The sequence below is a fragment of the Vibrio sp. 10N.222.52.B12 genome (assembly GCF_002875385.1).
GTDB classification, from domain to species: domain Bacteria; phylum Pseudomonadota; class Gammaproteobacteria; order Enterobacterales; family Vibrionaceae; genus Vibrio; species Vibrio jasicida.
This window is the reverse complement of the sequence record NZ_MDAW01000164.1, coordinates 1-14,754: the sequence shown is the minus strand read 5'-3', so window position 1 is coordinate 14,754 and position 14,754 is coordinate 1. Positions and strand designations below refer to the sequence as shown.

At 47.0% G+C, this 14,754-nt stretch carries 12 protein-coding genes and 1 pseudogene; 5 read left to right on the top strand and 8 right to left on the bottom strand.

The window, feature by feature from the left end; translation table 11 throughout:
• Positions 1-16: 16 nt before the first annotated feature.
• The 7 genes and pseudogenes from BCT11_RS25910 to BCT11_RS25880 form a co-directional block, all read right to left on the bottom strand.
• Entirely contained in the window at positions 17-2,503 is a 2,487-nt protein-coding gene (locus BCT11_RS25910; RefSeq protein ID WP_102389634.1) for an EAL domain-containing protein, read from the bottom strand.
• A gap of 138 nt (positions 2,504-2,641) precedes the next feature.
• Entirely contained in the window at positions 2,642-3,358 is a 717-nt protein-coding gene (yigB, locus tag BCT11_RS25905; protein ID WP_102389632.1) for a 5-amino-6-(5-phospho-D-ribitylamino)uracil phosphatase YigB, read from the bottom strand.
• A gap of 12 nt (positions 3,359-3,370) precedes the next feature.
• Positions 3,371-4,312 carry a tyrosine recombinase XerC gene (xerC, locus tag BCT11_RS25900; RefSeq protein WP_038881538.1) on the bottom strand — a complete coding sequence of 314 codons (942 nt, stop codon included), beginning with the start codon at positions 4,310-4,312 and terminating at the stop codon, positions 3,371-3,373.
• On the bottom strand, positions 4,278-5,009 hold the full coding sequence (locus BCT11_RS25895; protein ID WP_039977283.1) for a DUF484 family protein: 732 nt from the start codon (positions 5,007-5,009) through the stop codon (positions 4,278-4,280). Before BCT11_RS25895 ends, xerC begins: the two co-directional genes overlap by 35 nt.
• Positions 5,003-5,833, bottom strand: coding sequence for a diaminopimelate epimerase (gene dapF, locus BCT11_RS25890; RefSeq protein ID WP_038872510.1), 831 nt, complete (start codon positions 5,831-5,833; stop codon positions 5,003-5,005). Before dapF ends, BCT11_RS25895 begins: the two co-directional genes overlap by 7 nt.
• Before the next feature lie 10 nt (positions 5,834-5,843).
• Positions 5,844-7,097, bottom strand: coding sequence for a diaminopimelate decarboxylase (gene lysA, locus BCT11_RS25885; protein WP_038881541.1), 1,254 nt, complete (start codon positions 7,095-7,097; stop codon positions 5,844-5,846).
• Between the two features lie 61 nt (positions 7,098-7,158).
• A pseudogene (locus BCT11_RS25880) lies at positions 7,159-7,370 on the bottom strand (lipoprotein).
• On the opposite strand from BCT11_RS25880, the gene cyaY reads away from it, so the two are divergent.
• Positions 7,350-7,664 (top strand): iron donor protein CyaY, encoded by a 315-nt coding sequence (gene cyaY / locus BCT11_RS25875; protein ID WP_038872506.1) that lies wholly within the window; start codon positions 7,350-7,352, stop codon positions 7,662-7,664. The pseudogene BCT11_RS25880 and the gene cyaY overlap by 21 nt on opposite strands.
• Before the next feature lie 75 nt (positions 7,665-7,739).
• Here cyaY and BCT11_RS25870 read toward each other — a convergent pair whose 3' ends face one another.
• Complete coding sequence (locus tag BCT11_RS25870) at positions 7,740-10,268, bottom strand: class I adenylate cyclase (protein ID WP_102389630.1); 2,529 nt, start codon at positions 10,266-10,268, stop codon at positions 7,740-7,742.
• 347 nt (positions 10,269-10,615) lie between these two features.
• On the opposite strand from BCT11_RS25870, the gene hemC reads away from it, so the two are divergent.
• Genes hemC through BCT11_RS25850 form a run of 4 tightly spaced genes read left to right on the top strand, consistent with a single transcriptional unit; the run spans position 10,616 to position 14,695 of the window.
• Positions 10,616-11,554, top strand: coding sequence for a hydroxymethylbilane synthase (gene hemC, locus BCT11_RS25865; protein ID WP_102389628.1), 939 nt, complete (start codon positions 10,616-10,618; stop codon positions 11,552-11,554).
• A gap of 2 nt (positions 11,555-11,556) precedes the next feature.
• The gene (locus tag BCT11_RS25860; RefSeq protein WP_102389626.1) at positions 11,557-12,285 is read left to right on the top strand and encodes a uroporphyrinogen-III synthase; all 729 of its coding nucleotides are present in this window, start codon (positions 11,557-11,559) and stop codon (positions 12,283-12,285) included.
• Positions 12,286-12,302: 17 nt separating this feature from the next.
• Positions 12,303-13,514 (top strand): uroporphyrinogen-III C-methyltransferase, encoded by a 1,212-nt coding sequence (locus tag BCT11_RS25855; protein ID WP_038872495.1) that lies wholly within the window; start codon positions 12,303-12,305, stop codon positions 13,512-13,514.
• Positions 13,514-14,695, top strand: coding sequence for a heme biosynthesis HemY N-terminal domain-containing protein (locus tag BCT11_RS25850; protein WP_102389624.1), 1,182 nt, complete (start codon positions 13,514-13,516; stop codon positions 14,693-14,695). The genes BCT11_RS25855 and BCT11_RS25850 overlap by 1 nt, the downstream gene beginning before the upstream one ends.
• Positions 14,696-14,754 lie beyond the last annotated feature (59 nt).

Sequence of the window (14,754 nt, the reverse complement as noted above, 5' to 3'; positions counted from 1 at the left end):
TTAGAGCAAAGCTACATTAAAACAAACGTGTCGGTTCACCCAAATAATAACCTTGCAGATAGTCCACCCCCATGTCCTGCGCAATGTCGCACACCTCTTTGTTGTGCACGAACTCAGCGACGGTCTTGGCGTTAAACACCTGACACAAACGCACCAACTGCGAGGCAATCTTGCGCTGCTTTTGGTCTTTGTCGATGTAGCGAATCAAACTGCCATCGAGCTTAATTACTTCTGGCTCTAATTTGAGGATCTCATCAATATTGGAATACCCCGAACCAAAGTCGTCAACAATGATGCGTGCGCCTAGGCTTCTAAAGTGGCTGCACACCTCAATCATCCTTCCGTAATCTTTGATTTGCTCTGATTCCAACACTTCTAAACCAATACGTCTTGGGTCATTGAGCTGGGTAATAGCATGTTCAAGCAACATCAAGGTTTTATCGCTGAGTAAATCCTGAGGTGACAAATTAATTGAGAAGTCACCATGCTGGTCTTGCATGTAGTTGAGCGTTGAACGAATCATGTGACGGCTCAAACGCGTGTACAAATGCGTATCAGAAATGATGGGTAAGAAACGCCCCGGCGCAATGATGCTACCATCCTCTTCCATGATGCGTACCAAACACTCTTGGCTCGCAGGACGATGGTTATAAGCGTGCACAATTGGCTGACTGTAGGTGATGATGTTCTGCTTGAGGATGGCGCGGCTCACACAGCTTAGCCAACCCAACTGCTCTTTTCGCACATCTTCATTGACCTCAATATCTTTGGCATTACAGATGTGCGTATTACTGCGCACCCCTGCTCTTCGTGCTTCAATGCCTTTGAGGAGCAATTCATCCGGCGATGCCGTTGGGAAATCACGACGGCTAACCAAGCCACCGCACAATGAAATCGAAAGGTAATCAATGTCTCGTAAGCCACTTGGTTCAAAGTTGGTTTGCTCGACCGCGTCAGCAAAGCGAGTAAAGTGTTGCTTGATCGCTTCACTGCTGGTGTCAGCTTTAAATAAGAACGCCCACTCACCAACACCAATGCTATAAAGTTGCAGCGCAGCTGGTTTACCAAGGCGCTTGCGTAGGCGATTGCTAAAGTGCATCGACAAGTCTTTCAACAGTTGATCGCCAACGCGATAGCCGTACTTTTCGTTAATGTGGCTAAAGTTAAGCAGTTTGAGCGTCAGTAAATGCTCATCGGTATCAATGCTGACCAAACGTTCTTGCAGCGCAACGCGGTTTTGTAATCCTGTACGACTATCTCGGCGGAAGCTCTGTTCTAGCTTTTTCGCTTGGCGGTCGAGTTGATAGCCCATGTGAGTATTCATGTTGTTTAGATCGCCAATCGCATTGCGAATCAGACTAAACAAGGGAGAGATAGAAGTGCTCACTTCTTGCTGTGGCATGTTAAGCGCGGTAACTTCATCCCCTTCACGCATCGCCAAGTAAGTCAGGCTATGGTGCAGAATTTCTTGTTGGTGATTCTCGCCGTACAACTCGCCCATGCAGTAACTGCCCGACGTGTGGGAAATGTCCGTGAAGGCGCGAACTTCATCGCTGCTATCAATAAAATCAAGTCGCGATGCGCAGTTATAAATCATCACTGCTTCAGGCTGATGCATGGAAAGCCCCACTACCCCATGGCGAACTTGCTCAAGCGTTAACGAAGGATGGTTGTAACAAAACTGCACTTCATCACCCAAACACCAAGGGCGATCAAAGCTCATGCTGCCGTCGGGATGGATTTCCGTCACGGCACACACCTCTTTGCGCCCAATGGATTCTCGATAAAGTGGGAAATTCAGCAGTTGATTAAGCGTCAGGTCGTGCCCATCAGCAAGGTAATGTTTGTACACTTCCAGCGCTTTACGCTCCCCCAAACGATACAAACGCGTCCCTTTGGCGTGAGTAACCTTGTGCGGCATGCCAATCGGGTTCCACTCAGAATACGCGCTCGTCCATGTTTTCAAGGTATCGCTGTGCAAGGCAACCGCGACAACCGCTTCGTCATAAACTTGGTCTTGATGCAGAACCCAACAACCGTCATCGATGGTTTGAGCCAAGCCGCCAGAAACCTTCGGACCGTCGGCATCAAATACGCGATACACCGGATAATCACGGCGTTCGATTTGGACAGAAAAGCTAATAATGGCTTTGGAGTTATCTTGTAGCTGTAAAGCTTGCTTGAGATCGTAGCCATCGATATCTGGCGAGAAGGAATAATGCTGAACCGCAGACGTTAGCGTGGTTTGCTCAAACTCCATCACACACACTAAGCAACCATGGTTAATGATTTCACCTTCCAAGATAACGTGACGAGTGCTGTGACCTATGATGTGCGTGTTGGGTAATCTTTCGAGTATTGCCCGTGCGAGCGAGACGGCGGAGTCGCGTGATTGGGTGGATAAGAGTTGCACCAGATAACGTTTATCTGCACAACACTGAGAAGTGACTAAAAAGTCATTAAGCTGATCCACATTTTGAACCAGTTGAGAGAATGCTCGCATTTACCCTACCACTGCCGTCATCAAGCCACACCACATGAAAGTGGTTTTATTATTTTACTTTGATGAGAGTAATTTACGTGGCTTTAGGCGGCTTTTCTAGGGTCAGAATTAAGATTGAATGGATTAATGCGAAAGCGATTACAAAAGCGCGAGTAACGACTGCAAGTTATTGATTTCAATGTCAGGTAACATTCGCGTTTTTGCCTGAGTAATGACATTTTTATTCATATCATTAAACCAGCATGCGGCAAAACCCGCGAGTTTCGCGCCTTGAATATCTGTTACTAAGTGGTCACCGACATGAAGAATATGTTCACTTGGCAAATCCAGAAACCGCTGTGCTTTACTGAACATATCCGGCGCCGGCTTCGCACGACCATCCGGCCCTGCTTTCAGTACTTGTTGGAAATAAGGCGTTAGACCAATTCGATCTAAATCCACATTGCCGTTGGTGATTGCTACCAGCGGGATTTCTTGCCCCAGTTCAGCAAGTACATCGAGGCTTTGCTGTGGTACTTCAAAACGGTTACGCCAATCTAAAGCAACCTCTACTGCGGCTTGCGCTGCGGCATGGGACGCTTCGTTATCGTAACCCACTTGGGAGAAGGCTTGCTTGAGCTGCCTTAAACGCCACAAAGTGACGTCACTCTTCAGCTCAGGTTGTAGCTGCACGACACGTTGCTTGAGTGCAAACCAATCGGCTTTATCCATATGAGCGACCGCCGGATGATAGTGTTGAAGCCAAGATAATAACTCACGCTCCATACGAACTATCACTGGGTAGTTGTCATAGAGAGTGTCATCAAGGTCAAACGTCATCGCCTTTACAGGCGCAATACGGCGGTAGAATTTCATGGGATTCCTTGATTAATCCGACTTGTCGTCGTTTCTCTTACGCGCTCTTGGATGCGCCTGATCATAAGCTTGCGCTAAATGTTGGAAATCCAAGTGGGTATAGATTTGGGTGGTGGAGATGTTTTCGTGCCCCAATAACTCTTGCACCGCACGTAAGTTATTGCTCGATTCCAACATGTGGGTCGCAAACGAGTGACGCAGTTTGTGCGGGCTGATGTGGCTCGCGACAGATTGCTTCTGCCCCCACTCCGCCATGCGCTTTTGCACGCTGCGATGCGAGATTCGCGTACCCAGCTTAGACACAAACAACGCTGGCTCACCCGGCGCAGCTAAATCACCACGCACACGCAACCACTTACCGACCCATTCTGTTGCCATACCAGAGAACGGGACTTTACGTTCTTTGTCGCCTTTACCAATCACACGCAACTCTCCACTGCGCAATTGAACATGACGAACATCAATGCTGACCAACTCGGCCAAACGCAGACCAGCGCCGTACATTAGCTCCATCATGGCGCGATCGCGCACCGCTAACGGGTCGTCCTCGTTAACTTCAAGCAATTGGTTTACTTCATCCACATCGAGGTTCTTTGGTAGTGGACGTTTCTTACGTGGCGCCGAAACCCCTTTGGCTGGGTTCGCTGACATTTCTCCACGTAGGATCAGGAAATCGAAAAAGCTGCGTAGAGAAGATAAGCGCGTCGCTAAGCTGCTGGCTTTCATGCCTTCACGCATGCCTTTACCTGCCAATTGACGCACCCAACCCGCATCGACTTGTGACCAATCTTTCAACCCCATCTCAGCCAAGTGGTGAGCCATGGTTTCCAATTGTTGTTTGTAGTTGCGTTGGGTGTGCAGGCTAAGCCCCTTTTCGCTTCGCAAGAATTCGTAGAAGCGTTCAAGAGGCTTTTGAAGACTATTTGGCAGAGGAGTGTTGGGAGTTGTCGTCATGGTGACTTTGCCATACCAATGTTTGAGCGAGATGTGCCACTACTAAGGATAGGTGACGCAAAAACAAGGTGTCCATATCTGGTTGGAAGTGACCGCCATCCTCGCTAGAAAATGCCAGTACGCCAAGCGTCTGCTTTTTCACGAGTGGCAACACCACATAGGAACCCATTTCTGGAACATCCATATTCCCAAACAACGCCTCGCGATCCACTTTACGTAAACGGCCTAAGTAAGCGTCTTTTCCGTTTAAGTGATTGGTAGCAAAACGTTGGTAGCTTTCCTTACTCAATTGAGTCGCAGCATCACACTGGCTCAATAGGCGCACATACGCCTTCAAACCAAGATCTTTGGCTTTGAGTTCAATGGCGTTGATGACCTGCTTGAAGTCACCGCACTTGAGGATTTGCCCTTGCAAATCCATGAATTCGTAGAAGGTGCGATCGTTATTTGCCGCCAACGACATCAGTGTCGTGATCTCTTCTTCCAGTTCTTCAATACGCTGACGCTGACGGTTCATTTGAATATGAACCAAAGAAACTGTGCCCAAATCAACATGCGGCATCGATAAACGGTCGATCAGTTCAGGACGCTGAACAAAGAAATCTGGATGGTCTTTTAAGTACTGCGCAACGACTTCCGCCGTCAGAGCATCCGCTTCAACTTCTGAGACTTGACTCTCCTGCTCTTCAACTAGCACGACAATTGACCATCAAATACGTGCGTTGCAGGACCGGTCATAAATAATGGTTTGCCTGGGCCTTGCCAAGAGATGCGTAGGTCACCACCCGGAAGGGAAACTTTCACGTTCTCGTCCAGAAGACCTTGCAAAATGCCAACCGCAACGGCACCACAAGCCCCACTACCACAAGCTTGGGTTTCACCCGCACCACGTTCATACACACGCAAACGGATGTTGTTGCGATCCACTACCTGCATAAAGCCTGCATTCACACGCTCAGGGAAGCGTTCATGTGACTCAAGCAATGGACCAAGCGCTTCCACCTCAGCCGTATCAACATCATCAACCACCGTCACAACATGAGGGTTGCCCATGCTTACGGCACCGCAGAACAAGGTTTTTTCACCTGCTCGCATGATGTAGGTTTTCTCTTTTTGCTTCGCTTTGAAAGGGATCTTGCTTGGTTCAAATTCAGGCACGCCCATATTTACCGTTACATCACCATCGTCTTCAACATCAAGAATCATCTTACCTTTCTTGGTACTAACACTAATGCTGTATCGATTGGTCAGTCCTTTCAAACGCACAAAACGCGCAAAACAACGAGCGCCATTACCACACTGCTCAACTTCACTACCATCGGCATTAAAAATGCGGTAGTGGAAGTCGGTTTCTGGATCATACGGCGCTTCAACCACGAGCAGTTGGTCAAAGCCAACGCCCGTGTGACGATCCGCCAAACGACGGATCAAGTCTTGGGAGAAAAACACGTTTTGGGTAATGCAGTCGACGACCATAAAGTCGTTGCCCAAACCGTGCATTTTGGAAAAGTGGAAATGCATTTGTTGTGTGTTACTCCGGTAGAATCTGTTCCAGCTGCCACAAACTGGTCAGCTCCTCACGCTGGCGAACAAGATGGCTTTGGTTACCATCCACCATTACTTCCGCCGCTCGGGTACGCGTATTGTAGTTCGAAGACATCACAAAACCATAGGCGCCTGCAGAGCGAACCGCGAGTAGATCACCTTCTTGCAGTACTAGTGCTCGATCTTTGCCCAAGAAATCGCCAGTTTCACAGATAGGCCCCACCAAATCGTAAGTTTGTGCTTCACCTGCTCGTGGTGAGACTGGCACGATATCTTGCCATGCTTGGTAAAGTGCTGGACGCATCAAATCGTTCATTGCCGCATCAATAATGGCAAAGTTTTTGTGCTCAGTGTGTTTTAGGAATTCCACGCGCGTTAACAAAATACCCGCATTCGCTGCAATCGCACGACCTGGTTCGAAGATCAGCTCTAGCTCTTGGTGGTTCTCTAATCGGCTTAGCAACGCTTTCGCGTAATCCGAAGGCTGTGGTGGCAATTCATCACGATATACCACGCCTAGACCACCACCAACGTCCAGATGACGAATGTTGATGCCTTGTGCTTTCAAGTCATCAATCAACGCTAATAGACGATCTGTTGCGTCGATGAAAGGTTCAATCTCAGTCAGCTGAGAACCAATGTGGCAGTCGATACCTTGCACATTGAGATTTGGTAAGCTCTGAGCAAATTTATATACTGCCGGAGCACGGTCAAAAGCGATGCCAAACTTGTTGTCACGCAGACCAGTCGAAATATAAGGGTGCGTTTTTGCGTCTACGTCAGGGTTAATTCGTAGAGAAATCGGTGCAACCACACCTAGCTCGCCCGCGACTTTGTTCAAACGCTCTAGCTCAGGTTCTGATTCCACGTTGAAGCATTTAATGCCCAGTTCCAGTGCGCGTTTCATTTCTGCCGGCGTTTTACCAACGCCTGAGAACACAACCTTCTTCGCATCACCGCCAGCCGCGATAACACGCTCAAGCTCACCACCCGATACAATATCAAAGCCTGAGCCTAAACGAGCCAGTGCATTCAATACGCCAAGGTTGGAGTTTGCTTTTACTGCATAACAAACAAGATGAGGATGCTGACCCACAGCGCTATCAAACGCATTCCAGTGACGCTCTAGCGTTGCACGTGAGTAAACATAAAGAGGAGTGCCATGCTGCTCGGCAAGATCGTGGAGTGAGACGTCTTCGGCCCAAAGCTGGCCATCATCCTGATAGTTGAAGTAATCCAAAATTCGCTTCCCTTAATTAATTCGACTGCTAAACCCTGTTTTCACCCTAAGGTGTGGCTGATTATTGTGACTGCTCGTTTTGTTGAGCGTCATCTGGGATGTAAAGTGAGCCTGATTGGCCGCAACCGGCCAGTGTCGCTGCAACCATCACAAACAACACAGTAAGTAATTTTTTCATTTTGCATATCGTGATTATTAAACCAATGCCCCCTATAATCGCACCACACTCAGGAAAAGCAATAGGATAGACGGATGAACGATACTGAATTTCATCAACTGGTGGACGCACAGATGCAAATCATCGAAGAATCCATCGATGAATCAGGCGCAGACATTGATTACGAAGTCACTGGCAACGTAATGACATTAGAATTTGAAGACCGCAGCCAAATCATCATTAACCGCCAAGAGCCAATGCATGAGATTTGGTTAGCGTCGAAATCTGGTGGCTTCCATTTCAAGCTACTCGAGAACAAATGGACTTGCTCAAAAACAGGTATGGAACTGTTTGAAATGGTGAAAGAAGAGTGTGAAAAGCACGCTGGCGAAACCATTGATTGGCCATAAGCCAAATGAGTATTTGTGACGACCAGTCACCTAAATGAAAAAAGAGCACCGAGGTGCTCTTTTTTATTATTCGTTTTACGCATTTACCGCTTTAGTTGGACGAGTTGGCGTACAGCCATCATTACGGTAAGGGATAATGTAGGTATTCCCTTCTTCCGGATGAATGATTTGGTAGTACTGCGGCAAATTAAAGTTAATAAACTTTGACGATACACGACTATCATCTTTCACCGAGGTGTAGAAGCTGTTCACTGACGCAATCATTTCATCTTTAGAACCACTGAATTGGTGGTAAACCTCAACTTGGTTTGACTCATCTAATACGTAAATATTGAAACCATCGTCAGTGTCTTCAAAGAAGAACTGCACTAAACCTTCACTCGCAAAGCCATCTACGACTTCTGGTAGCTGGTACTCTTGCTCACGATCCAGCATCAACAGCGGCGAACCTTTCAGCTTGTTAGTTGAAATGCTGCGGTAGAAATCAACTGAGTTCTCGAGCTTCTGAACCGATACGCCACGACGCTCAAAGAACAAACCATAAGTTTGGTTGGCAAGACGTATGGCTTTAAAGCGACGGCGTTTCTCTTGCTCAACAGGCTTCAAACGTAAGTCGATACACTCAGCTAACAGTTGGTAAACCATATTACGCATCACGCCACGCATGTTCTTCGCGTAACAGAATACATCCACCGATTCTGGCGGAATCGCATCTTGGTGCATTTTGCCAAGAATGGTCTTCAATGCATCCAACATCGCGGTTTCGCCTTTGAAGTGCAGGGTACGCACTTCGTGCCATGAGTTGCGATAAACCAAATCGACACTGCCGACCAAATTAATTTGCTCAGGACCAAAGCTGAAGATATCAGTGTTCTTCACATCCACTTTGAGTGAGCGACCAGACAGCTCTGCCGTTGGGTCATTTTCAAAGTTGATGAACATCGCCATCTGACTAATTTCGCACGGACTACCCAACGCTTGCATGGTTGGGCGACGCTTGCGTAACGAGAAGGTGTTACGTAGGTCACTCACCATTTGGTAGAACTTATCGATGTCTAACTGCGCCTCACGCACCACCGCGTGCAAACGCGTTGACTCGGTAATCAAACCGTTGAAGAACGCCCAAGAAACCAACTTACTCAAATACTCATGGTGCTCAAGGCAAGGCTGACCAAGAATACGGTGTGCAATCAAAGGCTGCTTGTATAAGTACCAACCTGACTTGTTCACTCCACCTTCTTTTACTTCGATGAAACTCAAGTCTGGCTCATGAAGATCTGGAGAGATCTGCGGGTTAAGTAAGGTAACTTTACCCGGCAGCACTTCGAATGCCGCGTACAGCTTACGAGCAAGAATACTGATGTCTTGCGGGCTGATCGCCGAAGTAATGTCGTTACGACGCGCAAACTGAATCAAGTTACGGTAGCTTTGCATCAAAGCATCCAACAATGCATGGTGCACCACTTTCACTTGTTCTACTTTCCAGTTACGGCGATCGTCGAGTTCTGCCAGTACCGCTTCATCCCAATCCCATTTCGCAATCATGTCGCTCAAGGCTTCACGACGCCAAGCTACAGAGCCTACATCAGGTTCACGAGACAGTTTTTCATGGGTTTTAAGGTAGAAACAGCGGCGAACTAAATCCAAACGTGTGTCGTCTTGGATTCGCTCTAGGTAACGCGTTACTTTCTCTAGCATCAAATAATATGCATCCATGCCGTACAAGTCAGGCTCATGGGCAAAGAAGCGACGTTTAGTGTCGATGCTAAGAAGCTGTGTGTGCGGGTATTCCCACGAGTAAGCTTCAAGCAAGATCGCTTTCAACACGGATTTGTAAGGAGAATCGATACTCTTATACAGTTGCCACAAGTTCGAGCCAAAGTACTCTTCAGCAGGAATGCGGTTAAGCTGACCAAAGTTGATCCACTCATCACAATTGATATAGCCATCTTTACAAAGCTGTGCAACGTACTCGTCGTAACACTCTTCCATTTCTGGTGGCACGATTTGCCACAACAAACGCTGTCCAGCCAGACGAACAGCAGAACGGTAGAATTCATCCAGCAATAATAAATGCTGAGAAGAACCACAGTTATCGCCAGTCATCTCTTCAGAATGGTTGCTACGAAAACGCTCTTCATCCATTAAGAAGAAGTTCGCTTCCACACCTTGGCTTTGAGCCCAGTCGGTGATCAGCAAGCATTTGTTGGTCAGCAGCTCGCGTTGGTCGTTATCCATCTCCGGTGAGATACACACCCAAATATCCAAATCACTTGAAGTACTTTGACCAATAGAAGAGGTACTGCCCATAGTGTACAAACCTAAGATCGCAGGTAGCTCTGCTGTCTTGAGCGCTTGCCCAATCGTCAGTTGAGTATCATCAAGGAATCGTTGTTGGAGTTCGTTCAGCTCTAGACCAAACACACCATAAGGTACGTCAGCATCGTAGTAGCCAGGAATAACAGGATGGTTGTAGTTCAACAAGGCAGGAATCAAGTGGAAGACTTGCTGGCTTTGCGAATCCATAAGCGCCAGCGCACGGTCGATCCGTTGCTGGTTCAGGTTATCTAGTCGCTGAATAAGTTTTTGGGTGTAAGCCTGCAAGGGAAGTTCCTTGGTTGAACAATCACGAAAATCTGCTGACGTTTTAAACCAAAAAGGTCTAAAAACGTGATCAATTTAACACTTTCATCAGAGTTGGTAAAGATTTCCACCCGCAAATAGTTGCGGTTTCAAAACCCCACACTAGTCGCAAAATTGATAGCGCAGTAGTGTCGCTCGTATTCGCCTCTAACTAATAATAGTCCTTAGTCTAAATGAGAATCCAGTCACACTATTTCCATAATGCAATGTAATTCCATTCATGACACCAAGAGAAGCCTAACTAACATTAAGATTTTCACGCGTTGAGTGTTACGATTAAGCAAAACTTAAACAGCATTGAGAAGACCATGACACAATCCACGCCAATTCGCATTGCAACTCGAAAAAGCCCTCTTGCTCTATGGCAAGCACACTTTGTAAAAGACGCACTTCAAGCCGCTCATCCAGGTCTTGAGGTAGAACTCGTCACTATGGTGACCAAAGGCGACATCATTTTGGATACGCCGCTAGCAAAAGTTGGTGGTAAAGGCTTGTTCGTTAAAGAGTTAGAAGTGGCGATGCTTGAAGGTCGTGCGGACCTTGCGGTGCACTCAATGAAAGATGTACCAGTAGACTTCCCTGAAGGTCTTGGTTTGGTGACGATTTGTGAACGTGAAGACCCACGTGATGCATTCGTTTCTAACACTTACAATAACATTGATGAGCTGCCACAAGGCGCAGTTGTAGGTACTTGTAGCCTGCGTCGTCAGTGTCAGCTAAAAGAATACCGCCCAGACCTAGTTATCAAAGAATTACGTGGCAACGTAGGCACTCGCCTAGGTAAGCTAGATGCAGGGGAATACGACGCCATCATTCTTGCCGCAGCAGGTCTGAAGCGCCTTGAGCTAGAAGAGCGCATTCGTAGCTTTATCGAGCCAGAGCAATCGCTGCCGGCGGTAGGCCAAGGTGCTGTAGGTATTGAGTGTCGTGTGGATGACGAACGTCTACTTAAACTACTTGAGCCACTAAACCACCAAGATACGGCAGATCGCGTACGTTGTGAGCGTGCGATGAACCTGACCCTTGAAGGCGGTTGTCAGGTGCCAATCGGCAGTTACTCACTGCTTGACGGTGACAACATTTGGCTACGCGCACTGGTTGGCGAGCCTGATGGTAGCTTAATTGTACGTGGTGAAATTCGTGGTCACCGCAACGATGCCGAAGCACTAGGCGTTCAATTGGCTAACGAGCTACTTGAAGGCGGTGCACGCGACATACTAACCAAGCTGTACGCAGAACACGAATAATCATGGCAGTGTTGGTCACTCGGCCGGGAGAGCAAGGCATCGCGCTTTGCTCTCTGCTCGAAAGGCACGGCATTACTGCAATCCATCATCCATTGATCGACATCGTTGCCGATCTTAGCAATACGCACCTCTCCAAATACATCGAAAATACGCAAATTATTATTGCAGTCAGCCAACATGCGGTGCGATGCGCAGAGAAAATCTTAGAGAACAACGCTAAATCATGGCCCAAGCAGGCTATATACCTTGCCGTTGGTCAAAAAACAGCACACTATTTGAGCAAATGCACTCAACAGAAAGTACACTATCCACAAGTCAGTGATAGTGAGCACTTGTTGCAGCTTCCCGAACTAAACAATGTAGAAAAACAAACAGTTCTAATCCTTCGTGGCAACGGAGGGCGGGAACTGATTAAAGATGCATTGGTGAGACGCGGAGCAAAAGTTAACTATAGTGAGACTTATAAGAGAGAATTTATCCCATTCGATCCAGTAAGCTGTGTCTCATTATGGAAAACCCAACAAATCGACCAGATAATCGTCACCAGTGGTGAACAACTGGATTATTTGTGCAACCAATTGACGTCAGAACAATTGGTTTGGCTTAATCAACAAGAGTTGTATATCCCCAGTCAGCGCATCGCTGACATCGCAATTCAAAGGGGCTTCTCTCAGGTCAGATGTACAGGAAGTGCATCCAACCAAGAATTACTGGCTGCTCTCCAGCCCTAGCTACACAGGATATAGGCATGACAAGTAAAAATAACGACCAAAAAAATAACGATAAAAACCTTTCCGAACAAACTGCATCGGCACCGCTAGCTGAAAAAGACACACCGCAACAAGAATCTGAGCCTAAAAAGGTAGACTCAAAGCCTGCTGAACCAACCAAACCAGCAGAACCAAACAAAGTTGAATTTGAAGAGAAGCAAGGCAAACGCGGCGTGAAGCTGGGTACTGTGGCTATCGTCTTATCACTTATTTTTGGTGGTGGTTTGACATACAAAATGCTCGAACAGCAATCAGAATACCAAACTCAGATCGCTCAGCTTCAGAGCCAACTAGAGCAGGCTCAATCAGCAATGAAACAAGAGCTAAACCAAGTAAAAGAAGAAACTATAGAAAAAGCGACGACAGCAACGCACAAAGCTGAAGTGGTTCTTGGTCAGCAACGAAAAAGTATTGAAAGCCTACAATTGGCAGTGGCCGATGTGAAAGGCCGTCGCCCAAACGATTGGCTGTTAGCAGAAGCTGACTATCTAGTAAAACTGGCTGGTCGTAAGCTGTTTTTAGAGCATGATGTAGAAAGTGCTACTCAATTGATGGAAAGCGCAGACCAGCGTATCGCAGCGCTAAACGATCCCAGCCTTGTAGGTTTGCGTAAAGCAATGGCAAACGACATCACTAAACTACGTGTTGTGCCACTAGTTGACCGTGATGGCCTAGTATTGCGTTTAACGGCACTACAACAGCAAGTAGACAAACTGCCTCTCGCAAATGCATTACTACCTGAAGCTGCAGCGGTTGAGAAGCAACAAGTATCAGAAGATATTGCAAACTGGCAAGATAACCTGATGACCTCACTAAAAGACTTCTCAGAGAACTTCATTACCTTCCGTACACGTGATGGCAATGTGATTCCGTTGCTCTCACCACAACAACACTTCTACTTGAAAGAGAACATCAAAGCCAAGATCGAAACAGCGATTAAATCGGTTTACCAAGAACAAGGGGAAATATACACCACCTCTTTGGAAACCGCGGACAAATGGGCAATGGCATTCTTCAACCAAGATGATAATTCAGTTAAAGAGTTCAACAAATCATTGAGCCAGTTGAGTAAACAAGACATCGAAGTTGAATACCCAGCGAAACTAGAAAGTCAAAACCAGCTATCAGATGTCATTCGCGAGCGCTTACGTCGTGAAGTAACCACAATGACAGGTACGGAGGATAAGTAATGGTTCGTCTTATTTTCCTATTTGTTGTTCTTGGTGCCGGTCTATTCGTTGGCACTCAATTCTCAGGCCAACAAGGCTATGTCCTGATCTCAATTGCCAATAAAACCATTGAGATGAGTGTCACTACCCTAGTGATTTTTGTGATTGCCGCACTGGCTGCATTGTTCCTATTGGAATATGTCGTCAAGAAACTGGTTTACGCAAGCTCAAGCACTTGGAACTACTTTAGCGTCCGTAAAATGCGTCGTTCTCGTCGTTACACCAACGAGGGCATCATCAAGCTACTTGAAGGGGACTGGAAAGGTGCCGAGAAGAAAGTGACACGCTGGGCAAACCATCACGACATGCCGTTGCTTTGCTACCTAGTAGCGTCAGAAGCTGCGCAGGGTCAAGGTGACAAAACAAAGCGTGACCAGTACCTAGAGCTAGCAAGCCAACAAGAGAATGCGCACTTAGCAGTAGAGTTGACTCGCGCGAAACAGTTCATTCGTGATAACGAGTTCGAGTCTGCATTCGATACGTTACAAGCACTAAAAGGCAAGTACGCGAATAACTCGATTGTTCTTAACCTGCAAAAAACTACTTACATGCAGCTTAAGCTATGGCAACCACTGATCGATCTAATGCCTCAACTAAGTAAAGCCAAACTGATCACAGAAGAAGAGCAAGCAGAGCTAATTCAGAAAGCTCAATGTGGTTTGCTACACGAAGTGGCTCAGCAACAAGGTAGCGAAGGTCTTATCTCACACTGGAACAGTCTGCCACGTAAGGTAAAACAAGACGCTCACCTGATCGGTTGTTTTGCTCACGAGCTCATCTCACGCAAAGCAGATGCCGAAGCCTTCACTGTGATCAAAGAAGCACTGAAGAAGAGCCCAACACCTGAACTATACCAATTGCTGCCAGAGCTAAACCTACCAGATAGCCACCCAGTGATTGTTTTCCTTGAAGGTGTCTTGAAACGTGAACCAGAAAATGCAGCAGCACAAAGTGCATTGGCACACTTCTTCTTCCGCCAAGAGAAATGGCAAGAAGCACAAGAACATTTCGAAGTTGCGCTAAAGCTTCGCTCAGACGTTTCTGACTATGCTTACCTAGCAGACACACTAGAGAAGCAAAACCTAACTAAAGCGGCTCACGAAGTCTCTCGTAAAGCTCTAACGCTAGTTCAAAACAACTAAGCGGCTCAGAAAGTAGAAAGCCGACAGTTTACTGTCGGCTTTTTTATGGTTCATCGCGG

Bases quoted from the DNA above. Each gene is read 5' to 3' on its own strand.
- BCT11_RS25910 (WP_102389634.1), bottom strand. From the start codon at position 2,503: ATGCGAGCATTCTCTCAACTGGTTCAAAATGTGGATCAGCTTAATGAC.
- yigB (WP_102389632.1), bottom strand. From the start codon at position 3,358: ATGAAATTCTACCGCCGTATTGCGCCTGTAAAGGCGATGACGTTTGAC.
- xerC (WP_038881538.1), bottom strand. From the start codon at position 4,312: ATGACGACAACTCCCAACACTCCTCTGCCAAATAGTCTTCAAAAGCCT.
- dapF (WP_038872510.1), bottom strand. From the start codon at position 5,833: ATGCATTTCCACTTTTCCAAAATGCACGGTTTGGGCAACGACTTTATG.
- cyaY (WP_038872506.1), top strand. From the start codon at position 7,350: ATGAACGATACTGAATTTCATCAACTGGTGGACGCACAGATGCAAATC.
- hemC (WP_102389628.1), top strand. From the start codon at position 10,616: ATGACACAATCCACGCCAATTCGCATTGCAACTCGAAAAAGCCCTCTT.
- BCT11_RS25860 (WP_102389626.1), top strand. From the start codon at position 11,557: ATGGCAGTGTTGGTCACTCGGCCGGGAGAGCAAGGCATCGCGCTTTGC.
- BCT11_RS25855 (WP_038872495.1), top strand. From the start codon at position 12,303: ATGACAAGTAAAAATAACGACCAAAAAAATAACGATAAAAACCTTTCC.
- BCT11_RS25850 (WP_102389624.1), top strand. From the start codon at position 13,514: ATGGTTCGTCTTATTTTCCTATTTGTTGTTCTTGGTGCCGGTCTATTC.